This window comes from Streptomyces sediminimaris (assembly GCF_047049295.1).
In the GTDB taxonomy this organism is placed as follows: domain Bacteria; phylum Actinomycetota; class Actinomycetes; order Streptomycetales; family Streptomycetaceae; genus Streptomyces; species Streptomyces sediminimaris.
On the sequence record NZ_JBJWOT010000001.1, the window covers coordinates 3,247,024 to 3,265,137 of the forward strand.

At 72.1% G+C, this 18,114-nt stretch carries 14 protein-coding genes and 1 pseudogene; 6 read left to right on the forward strand and 9 right to left on the reverse strand.

Annotation, left to right across the window (positions count from 1 at the left end):
- Nucleotides 1-504: 504 nt before the first annotated feature.
- The 5 genes from ACJ9NR_RS15020 to ACJ9NR_RS15040 form a co-directional block, all read right to left on the reverse strand.
- Complete coding sequence (locus ACJ9NR_RS15020) at nucleotides 505-1,170, reverse strand: class F sortase (protein WP_412488067.1); 666 nt, start codon at nucleotides 1,168-1,170, stop codon at nucleotides 505-507.
- A 4-nt stretch (nucleotides 1,171-1,174) separates the two neighbouring features.
- Nucleotides 1,175-1,741 carry a hypothetical protein gene (locus ACJ9NR_RS15025; protein WP_412488068.1) on the reverse strand — a complete coding sequence of 189 codons (567 nt, stop codon included), beginning with the start codon at nucleotides 1,739-1,741 and terminating at the stop codon, nucleotides 1,175-1,177.
- Between the two features lie 94 nt (nucleotides 1,742-1,835).
- On the reverse strand, nucleotides 1,836-2,615 hold the full coding sequence (locus tag ACJ9NR_RS15030) for an HAD-IIA family hydrolase (RefSeq protein ID WP_412488069.1): 780 nt from the start codon (nucleotides 2,613-2,615) through the stop codon (nucleotides 1,836-1,838).
- Between the two features lie 210 nt (nucleotides 2,616-2,825).
- Nucleotides 2,826-3,605 carry a hypothetical protein gene (locus tag ACJ9NR_RS15035; RefSeq protein WP_412488070.1) on the reverse strand — a complete coding sequence of 260 codons (780 nt, stop codon included), beginning with the start codon at nucleotides 3,603-3,605 and terminating at the stop codon, nucleotides 2,826-2,828.
- A gap of 298 nt (nucleotides 3,606-3,903) precedes the next feature.
- Nucleotides 3,904-4,938 (reverse strand): ROK family transcriptional regulator, encoded by a 1,035-nt coding sequence (locus ACJ9NR_RS15040; protein ID WP_412488835.1) that lies wholly within the window; start codon nucleotides 4,936-4,938, stop codon nucleotides 3,904-3,906.
- A 274-nt stretch (nucleotides 4,939-5,212) separates the two neighbouring features.
- On the opposite strand from ACJ9NR_RS15040, the gene ACJ9NR_RS15045 reads away from it, so the two are divergent.
- On the forward strand, nucleotides 5,213-6,286 hold the full coding sequence (locus tag ACJ9NR_RS15045; RefSeq protein WP_412488071.1) for a Gfo/Idh/MocA family oxidoreductase: 1,074 nt from the start codon (nucleotides 5,213-5,215) through the stop codon (nucleotides 6,284-6,286).
- On the forward strand, nucleotides 6,283-6,786 hold the full coding sequence (locus ACJ9NR_RS15050) for a heme-degrading domain-containing protein (RefSeq protein WP_412488072.1): 504 nt from the start codon (nucleotides 6,283-6,285) through the stop codon (nucleotides 6,784-6,786). The genes ACJ9NR_RS15045 and ACJ9NR_RS15050 overlap by 4 nt, the downstream gene beginning before the upstream one ends.
- A gap of 101 nt (nucleotides 6,787-6,887) precedes the next feature.
- Here the strand turns inward: ACJ9NR_RS15050 and ACJ9NR_RS15055 are convergent, their stop codons facing one another.
- Both ACJ9NR_RS15055 and ACJ9NR_RS15060 read right to left on the reverse strand, forming a co-directional pair.
- Nucleotides 6,888-7,745 (reverse strand): fumarylacetoacetate hydrolase family protein, encoded by an 858-nt coding sequence (locus tag ACJ9NR_RS15055; protein ID WP_412488073.1) that lies wholly within the window; start codon nucleotides 7,743-7,745, stop codon nucleotides 6,888-6,890.
- Between the two features lie 314 nt (nucleotides 7,746-8,059).
- Nucleotides 8,060-8,599 carry a winged helix-turn-helix transcriptional regulator gene (locus tag ACJ9NR_RS15060; protein ID WP_412488074.1) on the reverse strand — a complete coding sequence of 180 codons (540 nt, stop codon included), beginning with the start codon at nucleotides 8,597-8,599 and terminating at the stop codon, nucleotides 8,060-8,062.
- 69 nt (nucleotides 8,600-8,668) lie between these two features.
- Between ACJ9NR_RS15060 and ACJ9NR_RS15065 the strand changes: the two genes are divergently transcribed.
- Nucleotides 8,669-10,084 carry an MFS transporter gene (locus ACJ9NR_RS15065; protein WP_412488075.1) on the forward strand — a complete coding sequence of 472 codons (1,416 nt, stop codon included), beginning with the start codon at nucleotides 8,669-8,671 and terminating at the stop codon, nucleotides 10,082-10,084.
- A gap of 206 nt (nucleotides 10,085-10,290) precedes the next feature.
- Here ACJ9NR_RS15065 and ACJ9NR_RS15070 read toward each other — a convergent pair whose 3' ends face one another.
- Entirely contained in the window at nucleotides 10,291-11,091 is an 801-nt protein-coding gene (locus tag ACJ9NR_RS15070) for a class E sortase (RefSeq protein WP_412488076.1), read from the reverse strand.
- A gap of 336 nt (nucleotides 11,092-11,427) precedes the next feature.
- Here ACJ9NR_RS15070 and ACJ9NR_RS15075 point away from each other — a divergent pair, with 336 nt between their 5' ends.
- The 3 genes from ACJ9NR_RS15075 to ACJ9NR_RS15085 all read left to right on the forward strand — a co-directional run bounded on the left by ACJ9NR_RS15075 (nucleotide 11,428) and on the right by ACJ9NR_RS15085 (nucleotide 17,502).
- Nucleotides 11,428-12,900, forward strand: coding sequence for a glycoside hydrolase (locus tag ACJ9NR_RS15075; protein ID WP_412488077.1), 1,473 nt, complete (start codon nucleotides 11,428-11,430; stop codon nucleotides 12,898-12,900).
- Nucleotides 12,901-13,197: 297 nt separating this feature from the next.
- A complete protein-coding gene (locus ACJ9NR_RS15080) occupies nucleotides 13,198-14,208 on the forward strand; it encodes an SEC-C domain-containing protein (protein WP_412488078.1) in 1,011 nt (336 codons plus the stop codon).
- Nucleotides 14,209-14,355: 147 nt separating this feature from the next.
- Nucleotides 14,356-17,502, forward strand: coding sequence for a DEAD/DEAH box helicase (locus ACJ9NR_RS15085; RefSeq protein ID WP_412488079.1), 3,147 nt, complete (start codon nucleotides 14,356-14,358; stop codon nucleotides 17,500-17,502).
- A gap of 49 nt (nucleotides 17,503-17,551) precedes the next feature.
- Here the strand turns inward: ACJ9NR_RS15085 and ACJ9NR_RS15090 are convergent.
- Nucleotides 17,552-17,917: pseudogene (locus tag ACJ9NR_RS15090) on the reverse strand (ATP-binding protein); the annotation flags it as partial.
- Between the last annotated feature and the right edge of the window lie 197 nt (nucleotides 17,918-18,114).

An 18,114-nucleotide genomic window follows, 5' to 3' on the forward strand; every position in this document is an offset into this window, starting at 1 on the left:
GTCCAAGCCCCAATCCTGGCATACGGTACGCGGCGCCCACGACGCGTTCGCCGGACTCCGCTCGGCGGCTCCTGCCCCAGCGGCGGGCCCCGGCCTGCGGCGGTCCGGGGACGGTGACCGGCGGCCGTCCGGGACGGTGACCGGCGGGCGGAGGGGGGGACGGAGCGCGGACGGGGGCGGACCGCGGCGCCCGTGCCAGGCACCCGGAGGGCGGCCGTGGGGGCGGCCGTGGGGGCTTCCGTCACCAGGGGGCATGACGGAGAGCCACCGTAACGGAACCTGGCGTCATTCAGCCCCTAGGCTCGGGCGCTCATCCGCTCTAGAGTCTTCTCATACGACCCCAGCCCCCGGTACGTGCGCTTCACCGTGCCCCTTGAACCTCCCGCGCCGGACGCCGGGTTACTCCCGCAGCCCGTGCGCGCGCGGTCGAGGACCAGCCCGGTCGGCGGTCTCGGGGGGAGCAGGCCGCCGACCGGGCCAGGTGCCCGGGGTCCGGGCGGTGGTTCACCGGCCGGACCCGGTGAGGTAGGCCGAGACGATCACGTTCGCCGTGTAGGTGCGGCGGGTCCGGTCGAAGGTGCCCGCGCAGGTGACCAGCCGCAGCTCGGCGCGTCCCGCGTGGTGCTGCCCGTAGGCCCGCGCGGCGTCGAAGCCGTCGCGGTCCTGGACCTGGACGTCGTCGACGGTGAACTCGGCGAGCGTGCCGTCGTCGCGCAGCACGCGCACGGTCTGGCCGGGCCGTACGGAGCTCAGCCGGTGGAAGACGGCCGGCCGGGTCGCGGTGTCGAGGTGCCCCACCATCAGCGCCGCGCCGTCGGCGCCCGGCCTGGTCCCGGCCGCGTACCAGCCGACGGCGCCCGCCTGGGCGAAGGACGGCGGCTCGACGGCGCCGCGCGCGTCCAGGCCGCGGGCGATCACGGGCGCCCGCAGGCCCAGAGCGGGGATGTCGATGCGCTGCGGCAGCGCGTCCTTCAACGGGCGGGCGGCGGGCGGGAGTTGCGCCTGCGGCAGCCGGCCGCCCGCGGCCGGGGCACCGGTGGCGGTCCCGGACACGTCCCGCGCCACGCCGGTCGCCCATGTGCCCCACAGCCACAGCCCGGACAGCAGCACCGTCCAGGACACGAGGCTCAGGAGCCGTGCGGAGCCCGGGGAACGCCCGCGGTAGGACATCGGCTCAGTCCGTCCCGCGCCTCCGGCGCGCGCTCAGCAGTCCCACCGCGCCCGCGGCGGCACCCGCGAGCACCAGTCCGGTGATCGCCTGTCCCGTTCCGGGCCCGGCCCCGCGGACGTCCACGGAGGCGAAGTGCGCGGCACCACCGCCGCCGGCGTCGACGGGGGCGACCGGTGAGGCGGGGGCGGCGGGCCCGGCGGGCGCCGCAGAGGGCGCGTTCCGCCGCCGGGACGGCGCCACGACGGTGATCCGGCCCTCGATCGTGGTCTCGCCGCAGGCGATCCGCACGTCGTAGGAGCCCGGGCCGGCCGAGGAGCGGACGAGGGTGTCCCCGGTGAGGGTGCCGCCGGTGCCCGTCAGCCGCGCCTCCGCGACGAAGGCGGTGGACGCGGCGGTGGCCGTCCGCAGCGGGCACCCGGTCGCCCGGAGCGCCACCTCGCCGCCCGCGGCGGGGGACACCGGGGTCACCGTCAGGCCCGTTCCTCCTCCGTCCGCCGCGTACGCCGTCCCCGGCGTGAGGGCACAAACGGCCAGGAATCCGGTACAGAGAGTGAGACGCAGTGAACCCATCGTGAAACCTCCAGACAGAAGGAGGCTCCCCCGCGGGCGCGGGCGCCGCATCCTCAGCGGGGCCCGCGCTGCTCCATTCGGGTGCCGGCGGGTTTCAGACGCGGTCGACGAGGTCCGCGATGGAGTCGACGACCTTGGACGGCCGGTACGGGAACGCCTCGACCTGCTCGGGCCGGGTCAGCCCCGTGAGCACCAGGAACGTCTGCATCCCGGCCTCCATGCCGGCCAGTACGTCGGTGTCCATGCGGTCGCCGATCATCGCGCTGGTCTCGGAGTGCGCGCCGATGGCGTTGAGCCCCGTCCGCATCATGAGCGGGTTGGGCTTGCCCGCGAAGTACGGCTTCTTGCCGGTCGCCTTGGTGATCAGCGCGGCGACGGCACCGGTCGCGGGCAGCGGGCCCTCGGTGGAGGGGCCGGTCTCGTCGGGGTTGGTGCAGATGAAGCGGGCGCCGTCGTTGATCAGCCGTACGGCCTTGGTCATGGCCTCGAAGGAGTACGTACGGGTCTCGCCGAGGACGACGTAGTCGGGCTCGTGGTCGGTCAGGATGTAGCCGATGTCGTGCAGCGCGGTGGTCAGTCCCGCCTCGCCGATGACGTAGGCGCTGCCGCCGGGCCGCTGGTCGTCCAGGAACTGGGCGGTGGCCAGGGCCGAGGTCCAGATGGACTCGACCGGCACGTCCAGCCCCATGCGCCGCAGCCGGGCGTGCAGGTCCCGCGGGGTGTAGATCGAGTTGTTGGTGAGCACGAGGAAGGGCCTGCCGGACTCGCGCAGCTTCTTCAGGAAGGCGTCGGCGCCGGGGATCGGTACGCCCTCGTGGATCAGCACCCCGTCCATGTCGGTGAGCCATGAATCGATGGGCTTGCGGTCTGCCATGTGCGTGCGTCTCCTGCGTGCGTACGGACCAAAGGGCGGGGCGGGCCGGAACCACGGCGTACCGACGCCCCCAGCCTAGCCAGAAGGTCCCGGCGCCGACCCCGGTCGAGTCCGAGTGATCCGTCACCCGCCGGCAATGCGGTGCCGCGTCGGCGGATCCGGCCGCGTCACCGGCCGGTCTTGCGGTGCCGCGTCGGCGGATCCGGCCGGTCAGCGGCGCCTGCGCGGCTTGACGGCCACCAGCACGGCGCCCGCGACGACGAGCAGGACGGCGGTGGCGGCGAGGGCCCCGCCCGTGGTGCCGAGCCCGGTGCGGGCGAGTTCGTCGGCGAACGGCAGGCCCGGGCCGACGCCCGGTGAGGCGGTGCCGCTCGGGGCCGTGCCGCTCGGGGCCGTGCCGCTCGGGGTGGTGCCGCTCGGGGCCGGGGTGGCGCCGCTCTCGACGCGGAAGCGGTAGTCGCCGGACTGGCCGACCCAGTCGCCGTCGTCCTTGTGCCGCTGGACCACGGCCGCGTCGGCGGTGACCTCGTCGGGCGCGGCGTCCGCGGTGAACGCGAGACGGACCTTCACGGTGACCGTCCGGCCGGGCCCGACGGTGAAGCCGGGCAGGCCGCCGTCGAAGGCACCGACGAGCTCGTCCTCGTCGGTGGTCGCGAACCGCACGGGGTTCGGGCGGCCGCCCTGGTAGAAGTCCAGGCGGGTCTGCGCGGGTCTCAGCGCGCGCTTGTCGTCGACGAGCACGACGACGGGGTGGATGTTCGCGCAGGTCCGGGCCGTGGTGTTGGTGAGGTCCAGGTACCAGGTGCCGTATCCGCCACCCGCTTCGTAGGTGTCAGGGCCGCCGTGGACGCGGGTGGTGACGGGGAAACGGTGGCCGTCGGCGGTGGCACAGCCGGGGGCGGGGGCGGCCTGTGCCGGGGTGGCCACGGGGAAGAGGGCGGCTGCTGCTGCCAGGCAGAGGGAGACGGTCGTGCACAGTCGCATAATCATGGAACTGTGCCGGACGGGGCCGGCCGGCGGGCGGTGCCGCTCCGGGGGCCCGCGCAAGTCCCCTCGATCAGCGCACGCGCCCATCCGCCCCACTTGCCGGAGCGCCCGCCGCCACCCGTCGGGCCCACCCGAACACCGCACGCACACCCGCCCCGCCCGCCGATCCGCCCGCCCTCACCCCTCGGTCCGCCCGAACACCGCACGCACACGCGCTCCGCCCGCCGATCCGCCCGCCATCACCCGTCGGTTCGCCCGAACACCGCACGCACACCCGCCCCGCCCGCCGATCCGCCCGCCCTCACCCGTCGGTTCGCCCGAACAGCGGGGCCAGCACCAGGTGCGCCGCCCCCTCCGCGACGCCGGCGGCGGCGACGCGCACCGGTACCGGCTCCTCGCCGACGCGCCGGGCACGCGCGTCGAGGACGGCGCCCACCCCTCGTACGAAGACCTCGGGCGCGGCGGCGATCGTGCGGCCGCCGAGGAGGACGCGGTCGATGTCGAGGAGCGCGACCAGGTTGCCGGCCGCGGTGCCGAGCACGCGCGCCGCCTCCTCGACCTCACCGCGCGCCACCGCGGCCAGGCACAGCGCCTCCACGCAGCCGCGGTCGCCGCAGCCGCACGGCGGTCCGTCCAGCTGCACGACCTGGTGGCCGAACTCCCCCGCCCCGGTGCGGGCGCCGCGGTGCACGGCGCCGCCGACGACGAGCCCGGCGCCCAGGCCCGTACCGAGGTACAGATACGCGAACGACCCGCTCTCCCCGGCCCCGCCCGCGCCCCCGACGGCCAGGCCGAGCGCGGCCGCGTTGGTGTCCTTGTCGACGACGACGGGCATGCCGAGCCGCCGCGTGAGCGCGTCGCGCAGGGGGAAGCCGTCCCACTCGGGGAAGCCCGTCACGCGGTGCAGGACACCGCGGGCGTGGTCGAGCGGGCCGGGCAGCGCGACCCCGATCCCGAGCGGGGAGCGGGCGCCCGCCACTGCCCCCGCCTCCCCCGCCACGGCGGCGACCACGTTTTCCGGCCCCGCCCCCAGGTCGAGCGAGGTGTGCCGGGTCGCCACCACGGCGCCCGTGAGATCCACCAGCACCGCCCGCAGTTCGTCGCGGTCCAGGTGCAGCCCGACCGCGTGGCCCGCTTCGGGCACCAGCCGCAGCACCGTACGGGGCTTGCCCCCTGTCGAGGCGCGGCGGCCCGCTTCGGCCGCCAGCCCGTCGGCCCGCAGCCGGGCGGTGATCTTGCTGACGGCCTGCGGGGTCAGCCCGGTCCGCTCGGCGAGCTCGAGCCGGCTGATGCCCTCCGTCCCGGCCGTGCGCAGCAGGTCGAGGACGAGCGCCATGTTGTGGGTGCGCAGCGCGGGCAGGTTCGCGCCGACGGCCCCGGACGTACCCGATGAACCCGCCGTACCCACCACGCCCGCCGTACCCACCACGCCCGCCGTACCCACCACGTCTGCCGCACCCGCCACGTCTGCCGTACTCGCCGTCACACTCGCCGTCCCGGCCCGTCCGGCGGCTGTTCCGGTCCCTGCCCGCGCCGCCGCGTTCGTCCTGTCCACCCGGCCATTGTCCCTGGCGCTTGCACTTTGGCAACAGCGTTGCCAAAGTGGGGGTATGACTCGTACCCCCCTTCGCGTGGGCCTCGTCGGCTACGGCCTCGCGGGCTCCGTCTTCCACGCCCCGCTGATCGGCGCGACCGAGGGCCTCGTCCTCGACACGGTGGTCACCTCGAACCCGCGGCGGCGCGAGCAGGCGCTGGCCGAGTTCCCGGAGGTACGGGTCGCGCCGGCCCCCGGCGAGCTGTTCGACCGCGCCGCCGAGCTCGACCTCGTCGTCGTCGCGTCCCCGAACAGGACACACGTGCCGCTGGCCACCGCCGCCCTCAAGGCCGGCCTCCCGGTCGTCGTGGACAAGCCGATCGCCGGCATGGCGGCCGAGGCACGCGAGCTGGCCGCCCTCGCCGAGGACCGCGGTCTGCTCCTGTCCGTCTTCCAGAACCGCCGCTGGGACAACGACTTCCTGACCCTCCGCAAGCTGCTCGCCGAGGGCGAGCTGGGCGACGTATGGCGTTTCGAGTCCCGCTTCGAGCGCTGGCGCCCGCAGCCCAAGGGCGGCTGGCGCGAGTCGGGCGATCCCGAAGAGATCGGAGGTCTCCTCTACGACCTCGGCAGCCACGTCGTCGACCAGGCGCTGGTCCTCTTCGGCCCGGCGGCCGAGGTGTACGCCGAGTCGGACATCCGCCGCGCGGGGGCGGAGGCGGACGACGACACGTTCATCGCCGTCACGCACACCAGCGGCGTCCGCTCCCATCTGTACGTCACCGCGACGACCGCCCAGCTCGGCCCGCGCTTCCGGGTGCTGGGCTCGCGGGCGGGCTACGTCAAGTACGGCCTCGACCCGCAGGAGGCGGCCCTGCGCGAGGGCCGGCGCCCGGGCACGACGGCCGGCTGGGGCGCGGAGGCGGAGGAGCTGTGGGGCCGGGTCGGCGCCGGCGAGTCCCCGGTGACCGGCGGCGGCCGCCCGGAACCGACGCTCCCCGGCGACTACCCCGCGTACTATGCCGCCGTGACCAGGGCCCTCACCGAGGGCGGCGCCAACCCGGTGACCGCCCTGGAGGCGGCCGCCGCCCTCGACGTCCTGGAGGCGGCCCGCCGTTCGGCCCGCGACCGAGTGGCGGTGACGCTGTGACGCACGACGAGATCACGCCCAGGTTCCACCCGGAGATCACTCCCTCGCTGGAGGAACTGGAGGCCCAGGAGCGGCGCCTGGTCTTCGGCCGGTTCACGTACGAGGACGCGTGGGCGCTGGGCTCGCTGCTGACGGAGCTGGCCCGGGAGCGCCAGGCCCCCGTCGCCATCGACATCCACCGCGCCGGACAGCAGCTCTTCCACGCCGCGCTGCCGGGCTCGACGCCGGACAACGACGCCTGGATCGCCCGCAAGCGCCGGGTCGTCGAGCGGTACGGCTCGGCCTCCTACCTGGTCGGCGCCCGCTTCCGCGCCAAGGGCACGACCTTCGAGGACTCCTCCCGCCTCGACCCCGGCACCTACGCGGCCCACGGCGGCTCGTTCCCGATCACCGTCGAGGGCGTGGGCGTCATCGGCGCGGTGACGGTCAGCGGCCTGCCCCAACTGCAGGACCACCGCCTCGTGGTGGAGGCGCTGGAGGCGTACCTCGACAAGGCCTGACGGCAGTCGCCCTGACGAGGCGCGGGGAACTGCGCGACGGGCCGCACTCGGCCCGCGGCCGAAGGACCACCGCAGTTCCCCACGCTCCCACGGCGGAGCGCCTACGCGTCCTTCAGCTGCTGCCGCTGCCGGCCGAGCCCTTCGATCTCCAGCTCGACGACGTCCCCGGCCCGCAGATACGGCTTCGGCTCGGGCGCGCCCATGGCCACCCCCGCGGGCGTGCCCGTGTTGATGACGTCCCCGGGGTAAAGCGTCATGAACTGGCTGACGTACCGCACCACTTCCGCCACCGGGAAGATCTGCTCCGCGGTCGTGCCGTTCTGCTTCAGCTCGCCGTTGACCCACAGCCTCAGCGCCAGGTTCTGCGGGTCGGCGACCTCGTCCGCCGTCACCAGCCAGGGCCCCAGCGGGTTGAACGTCTCGCAGTTCTTGCCCTTGTCCCAGGTGCCGCCGCGCTCGATCTGGAACTCCCGCTCGGACACGTCGTGCGCCACCGCGTACCCGGCGACGTGCGCGAGCGCCTCCTCGGCCGACCCCACGTACCGCGCCGTACGCCCGATCACGACCGCCAGCTCGACCTCCCAGTCGGTCTTCGTGGACCCCCGGGGCACCAGCACCGTGTCGTTCGGCCCGACCACCGTGTCCGCGGCCTTGAAGAAGATCACCGGCTCGGCGGGCGGCTCCGCGCCGGTCTCGCGCGCGTGGTCGTGGTAGTTCAGCCCGATGCACACGACCTTCCCGATCCGCCCGAGCGGGGGCCCGACACGCAGCCCGGCCGCGTCCAGCGCGGGCAGCTCACCGGCCCCGGCGGCCGTGCGGACCCGCTGCAGCGCCGCGGCGTCGGCGAGCAGGGCTCCGTCGATGTCCGCCACGACACCGGAGAGGTCCCGCAGCACCCCCTCGGCATCGAGCAGCGCGGGCTTCTCCGCGCCCGCCGTACCGACTCGCAGCAGCTTCATGGTCACAATCTCCCTCGATCGCGGGCGCCCGACCGATGTGTGCAGCCATCGGAGGACTGGTCGATCCTCCAAGCTCGGAGTCCACTCCGCAAGACCCGGTTCACGGACTGGACCGCAACCTGACGCCCCGACTCGGTGACCCACGCGTCCGGACTCCGTCGCCCCAGCCGATTCGACCTCGGCCGGCCCCGTCTCGGCCCGCCCCCGTCTTCCATGCGGACCCCGTCTCGACCCGCCCCCGTCTTCCATGCGGGCCCCGTCTCGGCCGGCCCCTTCTTGGCCGGGACCGGCCGGTCCCGGCCTGCGCCGGCTCGCTAGGCCGGTTCCGTCTCGGCCGGCGGCTCGATGGGTTCCAGCAGGCGCCTGGGCCTGAGCAGGGCCCGGCTGACCGGGTCCGCCGGGGCGGCGTCGAGGCCGGGCCCCGGTTCCATGACCACGTCCCCGGCGGGTACGGCCACGGCGCAGACGGAGCACTCGCCGTACGGTCCGAGTTCGGTGCCGCAGTCCGCGTGCCGGAAGGTGCGCAGTTGGGTCTCGCCGAAGTGCTCGCGGCCCCACAGGCCGAGCGAGCGCAGCGTGGGCCACAGGGCGATGCCGCGCTCGGTGATGACGTACTCGTCGCGCGGCGGCGACTCCTGGTAGCGCCGTTTCTCGAGGATCCCCTCCGTCGTGAGGGTCTGGAGACGGGCGGCGAGGACCGCGCGCGGGATACCGAGGTGGACGAGGAAGTCGTTGTAGCGCCGCACGCCGTACAGGGCGTCGCGGATGACGAGCAGCGTCCAGCGCTCGCCGACGACCTCCAGCGCGCGGGCGATGGAGCACTGCTGTGTCGCGTAGTCCTTGCCCAATGCCATGACGTCCACTGTAACCATTTCCCAGGTGTTGGTTCAATGAACGAACCCGGGCGTGCTACGGTACCCGGCATGACTAGGTTCAATGAGCGAACCCTCGCTGAGGGCGAGGCGCCGGCCACACCCGACGCGCCCCGTGCACAGCAGGCGGAGGCGCCCCGGCGCCCGCGGGCCACCCTCGCCCTGACCAGCGCGGCCACCGCCGTGACACTGATGACGTACACCGCGCCGATGGTCACACTCCCCGGCACCGCGGCGGCGCTGCACACCCCGGTCTCCGCCCAGGCCTGGCTCCTCAACGGCACCCCGCTCGGCCTGGCCGCGCTCCTGCTGGTCGCCGGCAGCCTCGCCGACGACTACGGCCGCCGCCGCGTCTTCCTGGCCGGCACGCTCACCCTCGGCATCACCACGGCCCTCGGCGCGCTGGCCTCCTCCACCTGGCTGTTCACGCTGGCCCGTATCGCACAGGGCGCGGCGAGCGCGGCGATCCTCGCGAGCAGCCTGGGCCTGATCGTCCACGCCTTCCCCAGCCCGCGCGGCCGGCTGCGCGCGACGGGCGTGTGGGGAGCGTTCGTCAGCGGCGGCATCGCGGTGGGCCCGCTGGTGGCCGGCGCCTTCCCCGACTGGCGGGTGGCCTACGGCGTCCTCGGCGCGGTGACGCTGCTCGTGGCGGCCCTCGGCACCCGCGGGCTGACCGAGTCCCGCTCACCGCGGGGCGGCCGCCCCGACGTCGTGGGCGCGCTGACCTTCGGCCTGGCGCTGGTCGCGCTGGTCGCCGCGCTGACCCTGGGCCGGGACGGCTGGCTGCGCCCGCAGGTGGGCCTGCCGCTCCTGGCCACGGTGCTCCTCCTGGCGGTCTTCGCCCGCGTGGAGCGCCGTACGGCCACGCCCATGATCGACCTCGGCCTGCTCCGCCACCCCCGCTTCCTGGCCTCGTCCGCGGGCGGCTTGTTCACGGGCCTGGCGGTGATCGGCATGTTCAGCTTCCTCCCGGCCCTGCTCCAGCAGACCCTCGGCCTGTCCGCGATGGACACGGCCTGGCTGTTCCTGCTCTGGTCGGGCCTGTCCTTCACCGTCGCCCTGCAGTCCAGGCGCCTGGCCGGCCGCGTCCCGCGCCGCCACCAGCTGGCCGCCGGCTTCGCCCTGCACGCGGCCGGCGTCCTCACCATGCTCGGCGCACTCGACGCCCACTCCTGGCCCCGCCTCCTGCCCGGCCTGCTGATCGCCGGAACGGGCAGCGGCCTGCTGAACGCCGCGCTGCCCCTCCTCGCGGTCGAGTCGGTGCCGGCGGCCCGGGCCGCGATGGGCTCCGGCGCCCAGCAGACCTTCCGCTACATCGGCTCCTGCGCGGGCGTGGCCCTGACGATCGCCGTCGCCACGTCGTCGGGCAGCGGCCTGGCCCACGGCGCGGACGTCGCGATGGTGGTGTCGGCGGCCCTGGCGGCGGTGGCGGCTCTGACCGTACTGGCGCTGCGGGAGCGGTCGTGACTCAACGCGGCCGTGTCGCGGGCATGGCTTGGCGGGCATGGCTTGGCGGGCGTGACTCAACACGGCCGTGTCGCGGGCGCGGCTTGGCGGGCGTGACTCAACGCGGCCCTATCGCGGACGCGGCTTGGCGGGCGTGACTCAACGCGGACCTATCGCGGGCGTGATTCAACGCAGGCGTATCGTGGATGTCGCTTGGCGGACGTGGCTCACCGCGGCCGCATGGAGACGAGTTTCCCCCACACCACCAGCCGGTACCGCGAGGTGTACTCCGGGGTGCACGTCGTCAGCGTGATGTAGTAGCCCGGCTCGCTGTACCCGTAGCGCGGCTTGACGATCGAGCGCGGGATCGGCCGTATGACCCCGGAGTCGCGAGCCGAGGTCTGCGGCAGTGTCCTGTCGACGGTGTAGGTGTACGTGGCGCTCCGGGTCTCCACCCGCACGACGTCCTCCGGCCGCAGCCGGTTGATGTACCGGAACGGTTCGCCGTGGGTGTTCCGGTGGCCCGCGAGGGCGAAGTTGCCGGCCTGACCGGGCTGCCCGGTGCCGCGGTAGTGGCCGACGTAGCCCTTGTTGAGGACGTCCTGCCTGCTGACGCCCTCGGCGACGGGGACGCGGAGGCCGAGGCGGGGGATGGTGAGGATGGCGTAGGCCTGGGACCAGGCGGGGCGGGACTGCCGGGGACCGGAGGCGCGGACCGCGCGCCCTCCGGGCGCGTCGGGCGCACCGGCTGAAGGCGAGGAGGACGGGACCGGCGCGGTGGATCCGTCACCGCCCGCGCCGGAACGGCCCGGACCGCCCGAATCGCCCGAGCCCCACCGCCGCTCCAGCGACTGCACCTTCCGCTCGGCCCCCCGCCGCGCCTCCCGGTTCGTCCACCACAGCTGCTGGACGACGAGGAGGAGGAGTACGACGCCCGCGGTGACGAGGAGTTCGCCCCCGGTCCACCACACCCGCCGGCGCCGGGCCAGCCGCCGCCTGCTGCTGTGCTGCACCACCGGAACGCGCATCCGTACGCCTCCTTCACCGGCCGCCCGCACGATAAGGGCAGCGCCCTCAAGTCACCAGGTCTGCAAACGGGTTCGTAGGCCTCGCGGGCGGCGCAGCAGGTCGGACGGTGCCGTCCGATACTTCGTACACAGGTTTTAGGAAGCCCTGTCAGAACCCTCGACAAGCCCATGCGCCGCACTCGATGCTTCCTCATGGCGCGACTGCGCGACTGAGCGACTGAGCGGCTGCACGGCTGCACGGCTGTCATGCACAGGACGCGCGGCTGGCGAGCAGCCACAAGCGGAGAAGCGATGAGCGGAAAAGCGATGAGCGGAAAAGCGATGAGCGGAGAAGCCATGATCCGACGCAGAACCCTGCTGACCGCGGCGGGCGGCACCCTCCTCGGCAGCGCCCTGGCGACCGGAACGGCACACGCGGACGCCACGATCGCGGTCGACCCCGGCACGTCGTACGGCACGTGGGAGGGCTGGGGCACGTCGCTCGCCTGGTGGGCCAACGTCTTCGGCGCCCGGGACGACTTCGCCGACATCTTCTTCACCACCAAGTCGACGACGTACGACGGCACTTCACTGCCCGGCCTCGGCCTGAACATCGCCCGCTACAACCTCGGCGCCTGCAGTTGGAACAGCGTGAACGGCGAGCGCATGGTCGCCTCCGCCAACATCCCCGCCTTCAAGCAGATCGAGGGCTACTGGCAGGACTGGAACAACGAGGACCCCGCCTCCTCGGCCTGGAAGTGGACCGCGGACGCCACCCAGCGCGCGATGCTGACCAAGGCGGTGTCCCGCGGCGCCACCACCGAGCTCTTCGCCAACTCCCCCATGTGGTGGATGTGCCTGAACCACAACCCCTCCGGCGCCTCCGACGGCGGCAACAACCTCCAGCCCTGGAACTACCGCCAGCACGCCTCCCACCTCGCCGCGGTGGCCCTCCACGCCAGGGACAGCTGGGGGGTGGACTTCGCGACGGTGGAAGCCTTCAACGAGCCCTCGTCCTCGTGGTGGACGGCGTCCGGCACCCAGGAGGGCTGCCACATCGACGCCACCGTCCAGTCCGCCGTACTCCCCTATCTGCGCAGCGAGTTGGACAAGCGCGGTCTGACGGGCACCAAGATCTCGGCTTCGGACGAGACCAGCTACGACCTGGCCCGCACGACCTGGAACTCCTTCTCCTCGACCACGAAGGGCTACGTCGACCGGGTCAACGTGCACGGCTACCAGGGCTCGGGCGGCCGTCGGGACCTGCTCTACACCGACGTGGTGACCACCGCCCGCAAGGCCCTGTGGAACTCCGAGACCGGCGACAACGACGGCACGGGCATCACCCTCGCCGGCAACCTGCTCTACGACTTCCGCTGGCTCCACCCCACCGCCTGGGTCTACTGGCAGGTGATGGACCCGTCCTCGAACTGGGCGATGATCGCCTACGACGCCAACACGCTGCAGCCGGGCGCCATCACGACGAAGTACTACGTCATGGCGCAGTTCAGCCGGCACATCCGCCCCGGCATGAAGATCCTCGACACGGGTGTGAGCTACGCGGCCGCCGCCTACGACGCGGGTGCGAGGCGCCTGGTGATCGTGGCCGCCAACACCTCCGCCTCCGCCCAGACCCTCACCTTCGACCTCGCCAAGTTCTCCACGGTCAGCGGCGGTTCGGGCGGTGTCGTGCCGCGCTGGAACACGGTGACGACGGGCGGGGACCGGTACCGGGCGTACTCGGACACGCACCTGAGCGGGAAGACGGTCGCGGTGCCGTTCGCGGCGAAGTCGGTCCAGACACTGCAGATCGACGGAGTCGTGGTCTGACATCGGTGCCACCGGCGACATCCGTGACACCGGCACCGAGACGGGGCCGGTGCGCATCCGGCACACCGGTTACACCGCATACGGCTGGTACGCCTGGTACGCCTGGTACGCCTGGAGCACCCGGCCCGCCCGGCACACCGGCCCGCCCGGCAGACGCGACCCACCCGGGACCGGTGACGATGGCCTTCACGGCGCGGGACGCGAGACGGACCGGCGCCGGTGGGCGCTGAGCGCCGAACGGAGCGCTGACCAGCACATGCCTCTTCTTTGTCACTGATCGGCAGTACGGTTTCCCTCATGCGCCCCGACACGCCTGCCGAGAACGTCGACCACACCGCCGAAGCGGCCCGCCTGGAGCGGTCCGCCGGCCTGTACCCCGAGGACGCCGAGGCCCTGCTGCTCCGGGCCGCGGCCCACCTGGAGGTGGCCGGCGACCGGCCCGCCGCGACCACGCTCTACGACCGTCTGCTGTCCTCCGCCGACGGCCTGGAGAAGCCCTACCTGGTACGGGCCCTGAAGGCGTCCAACCTGTGGGAGTACGGCCACGAGGCCGAGGCCCGCGCCATCATCGACGGCGTCCGCGCGGCGGCCCCGCGGGACCCGGCGCCCTGGGTGATCGTGGCGGAGGCGCTGGAGTCGCACGACGAGCTGGAGGCGGCGCAGGAGACGTTCACGGAGGGCGCGACCCTCCTGCTCTCGGACGTGCCCGAGCCCCCGTACGCCACCCACCCGCTCCTCTTCGGCCGCCATCGCGTACGCCGGATGCTGGGCGCCGACCACGACGACTGGGACGTACTGGCCGACACCCTGCACTCGGCCCCGGTCTCCCTGGACGAACTCCACGACCCCAAGCGCGTCTGGTCCCTCGGCTCCGACAACCCGCAGGAACTGGCGGCGGAGATCTCCCGCCTGCAGGCCGAACTCGGCGCCTACCGCGAGGCGTTGTCCCGCCCGTTCCCGGTGGCGGTCCTGCACTGGACCGCGGAGGAACTGGCCGAACTGCTGGAGGCGTACCCCACCCTCTCCGCCGAGTACCCCTCCCACGAGCAGCACCTGGCGACCATAGAGGCATCGCTGCGCGAACTGGCGGCCTCCGGCACCCCCAACCTGGGCATCGTCACGGGCACGGTCCCCTCCTACGAAGCCTTCGCGGCCTCGGAGGCGACGTCCCCGGCGGACGTGGACCTGCTCCCCCAGTACGCGACGACCCTGGCGGCACGGGGGCGCGCGGTGGAGTGGCCACCGCAGCGGGGGGCGGCTTGCTGGTGCGGATCGGGGCGGACGTACGAGGGGTGCCACGGGGGGTGACGAGGACGCCTTGACCGGCACGGCACCAAGGGCGGCCAACGGCCACTGCTTCAGATCCCGTATTCAGAGGGTGTCTGTCAGTGACTGCTGTTAGAACGGATCCCTAACGACGCGGGAGATCACACGCGCGGGATCGAAGGAGTGGTCGTGGCCGAATCGGGGGACCTGACGCAGCCGACGCCGGGCGTCTACGAAAAGCTCGTCACGCACGGTCTGCTCGACCAGATCGAGGGACTGGAAGCGGCGGGCTGGAAGGCCATCGACGCGGAGGTCAGTGAAGAGTCCACTCCGCATGTGCTGGCCCGGCACATCGCTGAGGTCGTGGGGCGCCGCCTGGCACGGCTGCCGCACGCGAAGCAGGTGGCCGTCGCCAACCAGATCATGCGGTCCCTGGCCGCCAGTGCCCCCGACCCGGAAGAGGACGGCACCGGCCAGGCCATCGCCGATGGCCCGCGCCAGTTGCTCTCCCTCGCCGAGCGGGAGGCACCCGGCGTCTATGCGATCCGGCCTCTGACACCCCTTTCCGAAACCGCCTTGATCACCAACGCGCCGGATGACCCGAACCTGGGTGCGGAGTTGCGAGCGGAGCTGGCCACGGCCGACCGCATCGATCTGCTGTGCGCGTTCGTCAAATGGCACGGCATACGGGTGCTTGAGGACTCGCTCCGCGCGGCCAAGGAGCGCGGAGTCCGCATCCGGGTCATCACGACGACCTACATCGGAGCCACCGACCGATACGCGTTGGACCGTCTGGTCCGCGAGTTCGGCGCCGAAGTCAAGGTCAACTACGAGATTAGATCGACGCGTCTGCACGCCAAGGCATGGCTCTTCCGCCGCGAGACCCGCTTCAACACGGCCTACGTAGGCAGCTCCAACCTGTCCAAGGCCGCGCTGCTCGACGGCCTGGAGTGGAACGTACGGCTGTCGTCGGTCGCCACACCCCGGGTACTCGAAAAGTTCGAGGCGACCTTCGACGCCTACTGGGGTGACCCCGCCTTCGAGGCGTACGACCCCGATGAGGACGGAGATCGGCTGACCGAGGCCCTGGCCCGCGCGGGAGGCGGCGGGCCCGGTGACGAGCTCAAGATCAACCTATCCGGGCTCGAAGTGCAGCCCTTCCCTCACCAGAGGGACATGCTGGAGCGCCTCCACGTCGAACGTGAGATCCGCGATCACCATGAGAACCTGCTGGTCGCCGCCACCGGTACCGGCAAGACGGTCATGGCCGCCCTGGACTACCGAGCCATGCGGGACCGGCAGGGAGGGCAGCTTCCTCGGCTGCTGTTCGTCGCGCACCGCAAGGAAATCCTGAAACAGTCATTGCGCACCTACCAAGAGGTGCTCGCGGACGCCTCTTTCGGTGAGTTGCTCTACAACGGCCAGGAACCCCGCGCGTGGACGCATGTCTTCGCGAGCGTTCAGTCCCTCAATCTCCAGCGGCTGGAACAGCTGGACCCCGGCCACTTCGACGTCATCGTCATCGACGAGTTCCACCACGCCACCGCGAGCACCTACCGCCGCGTCCTCCGGCACTTCCGGCCCGCCGAGTTGCTCGGCCTTACCGCGACGCCCGAGCGGATGGACGGCCTCAATGTGCAGGAAGAGTTCTTCGACGGCCGTATCGCTGCCGAGATGCGGCTGTGGGAGGCCCTGGAAGCCGACCTCCTGTGCCCTTTCCACTACTTCGGCATCCCGGACGGCACGGACCTGACCCGGCTCAACTGGCGGGCCGGTTCCTACGACCGGGATGAACTCGACAACGTATACACGGCGAGCGACGCCCGGGCCCGCATCGTCATCAAGCAGGTCAGGGACAAGATCTCCCATCCTGCCGCCATGCGCGCTCTCGGTTTCTGCGTGACGAAGAAACACGCGCACTTCATGGCCAGGCAGTTCAACAAGGCGGGGTTCCAGACCGCGGCTCTCGACGCGGATTCCTCTCCCGCGGCGCGGGAGCTGAAACTCCGCGAACTCAGAGAGGGAAAGATCCAAGTGATCTTCTCCGTCGACCTGTTCAACGAGGGCCTGGACATCCCCGATGTCGACACCCTCCTGCTCCTGCGCCCGACCAACAGCGCGACCGTCTTCCTCCAGCAGCTCGGACGCGGACTGCGCCGCACGCCGAACAAGCCCGTGTTGACGGTGCTGGACTTCATCGGTCAGCACCGGGCTGAGTTCCGCTTCGAGGAGCAGTTCCGGGCGCTGACGAATCTGTCCCGGAACCGCCTGGTCGACAACATCGAGCGAGACTTCCCCTACTTGCCCTCCGGTTGCCAGATCCTCCTGGAAGGCAAGTCCAAGGACCTCGTCCTCGACAACATTCGCACCCAGCTCAACGCCACCGTCAACACGCTGGCGAAAGAAGTCCGCGACTACAGCACGCCCCAGCTCGGCGCCTACCTCCGCGAGAGCCGGCGGGACATCAAGGAGCTCTACAAGAGCGACAACTCCTGGACCAAGATCCTGCGCAAGGCTGGAGTCATCAAGGCGGCACCGCTGCCAGGCGAAGGAGAACTCCTCAAGCGCGTGCATGCGTTCCTGCACGTGGACGACCCCGAGCGCGCCCGCACGTACCTGCGGCTCCTGTCCGACGACGCCCCCGACTACGACTCCCTCTCCCCGGCCGAGCAGGCATACGCCCGCATGCTCTTCTTCAACCTGTGGGACAAGGCGGGCGGCTTCTCCAGCTACCGGGAGGGCCTGGAGTCGTTGCGCGATCAGCCCTTGGTCCGCGACGAACTCCGGCAAGTGCTGTCGTACGTCCTCGATCGCACCGATCACTTCCCCATCCCTCTGGATGGACCGCTCGGCCACCTCCCCCTGAAGATCCACAGTTCCTACAACCGGTCCGAAGTACTTTCGGCCCTCGGTGTGGCACGACTGGGCGGGCAGATGCCCGGAGTCTTCAGCCAGGGGGTCACGTGGGTCGACGAGATCGAGACGGACGCCCTGCTGATCACCTTGGAGAAGAACGAGCGGGACTTCTCCCCCACCGTCCGCTACAAGGACTACGCGATCAGCCCCACTCGCTTCCACTGGGAGTCGCAAAGCACCACGCCGGAGACGTCTCCCACCGGCCTTCGCTACCAGCAGCACGCCAGGCGCGGCAGCCATGTCCTGCTGTTCCTGCGGCGCTACAAGTCCAACGCCATCGGCAAGTCGGAGCCCTGGATGTTCCTGGGCCCGGCCACGTACGTAGAGCACACGGGTAGCAGGCCGATGGCCATCACGTGGGAACTCAAGCACGAACTCCCGGCTGATGTGTGGACGTACTCGGCCATTGCTGCCGGGTGAACGTGGCGGGTCCGGGCCGGCGGACGGGCGTGGCCAGAGGTTCCCACTACACCCCCGTCGACAACTCGCACCACGTCACCTTCCGGTCCGGGTGGAGCAGGACGCCCCAGCGGTCGGTGACCGCGTCGACGAGAGCCATGCCCCGGCCGGACTCGGAGTCGGTGTCCACGTCGACGAGGACGGGCAGGGCGCGGGTGTCGGGATCGTGGACCTCGATGCGCAGGTGGGTGGCGTTCACGGAGACGACCAGTGTGGCCGGGGTGCCGGGGCCCACATGCGTGATGATGTTGGACACCAGCTCGCTCACGCAGAGTTGAGCCGTCTCGGCGAGCGCGTGCAGTCCCCAGTGTCCGAGATGGAACCGCAGGACGCGGCGTAGGGCGGCCACCTCCTCGGCTTCGGCCGTGAAGGCCATGTCCCACGTCTTGCGCGTCATGAACGCTTCCCGGATCACACAGACCCCTCTCGTCGCATGTCGTCTCCGCGAGATCAGCGGAGCGTTGCACGCCCTCACGGGGAGTGGCGTCGCGGACTCAGAGTGCTATCTGCTCATCCCGTCGTGCAATGTGCAGAGCGAGAATCCCACGTCCGAGTGATTGGCGGATGCGAGCC

Bases quoted from the DNA above. Each gene is read 5' to 3' on its own strand.
- ACJ9NR_RS15030 (WP_412488069.1), bottom strand. From the start codon at position 2,615: ATGGCAGACCGCAAGCCCATCGATTCATGGCTCACCGACATGGACGGG.
- ACJ9NR_RS15045 (WP_412488071.1), top strand. From the start codon at position 5,213: ATGACTCGTACCCCCCTTCGCGTGGGCCTCGTCGGCTACGGCCTCGCG.
- ACJ9NR_RS15025 (WP_412488068.1), bottom strand. From the start codon at position 1,741: ATGGGTTCACTGCGTCTCACTCTCTGTACCGGATTCCTGGCCGTTTGT.
- ACJ9NR_RS15080 (WP_412488078.1), top strand. From the start codon at position 13,198: ATGCGCCCCGACACGCCTGCCGAGAACGTCGACCACACCGCCGAAGCG.
- ACJ9NR_RS15040 (WP_412488835.1), bottom strand. From the start codon at position 4,938: ATGGCGCTCGTCCTCGACCTGCTGCGCACGGCCGGGACGGAGGGCATC.
- ACJ9NR_RS15035 (WP_412488070.1), bottom strand. From the start codon at position 3,605: ATGATTATGCGACTGTGCACGACCGTCTCCCTCTGCCTGGCAGCAGCA.
- ACJ9NR_RS15065 (WP_412488075.1), top strand. From the start codon at position 8,669: ATGACTAGGTTCAATGAGCGAACCCTCGCTGAGGGCGAGGCGCCGGCC.
- ACJ9NR_RS15060 (WP_412488074.1), bottom strand. From the start codon at position 8,599: ATGGCATTGGGCAAGGACTACGCGACACAGCAGTGCTCCATCGCCCGC.
- ACJ9NR_RS15070 (WP_412488076.1), bottom strand. From the start codon at position 11,091: ATGCGCGTTCCGGTGGTGCAGCACAGCAGCAGGCGGCGGCTGGCCCGG.
- ACJ9NR_RS15020 (WP_412488067.1), bottom strand. From the start codon at position 1,170: ATGTCCTACCGCGGGCGTTCCCCGGGCTCCGCACGGCTCCTGAGCCTC.
- ACJ9NR_RS15075 (WP_412488077.1), top strand. From the start codon at position 11,428: ATGATCCGACGCAGAACCCTGCTGACCGCGGCGGGCGGCACCCTCCTC.
- ACJ9NR_RS15055 (WP_412488073.1), bottom strand. From the start codon at position 7,745: ATGAAGCTGCTGCGAGTCGGTACGGCGGGCGCGGAGAAGCCCGCGCTG.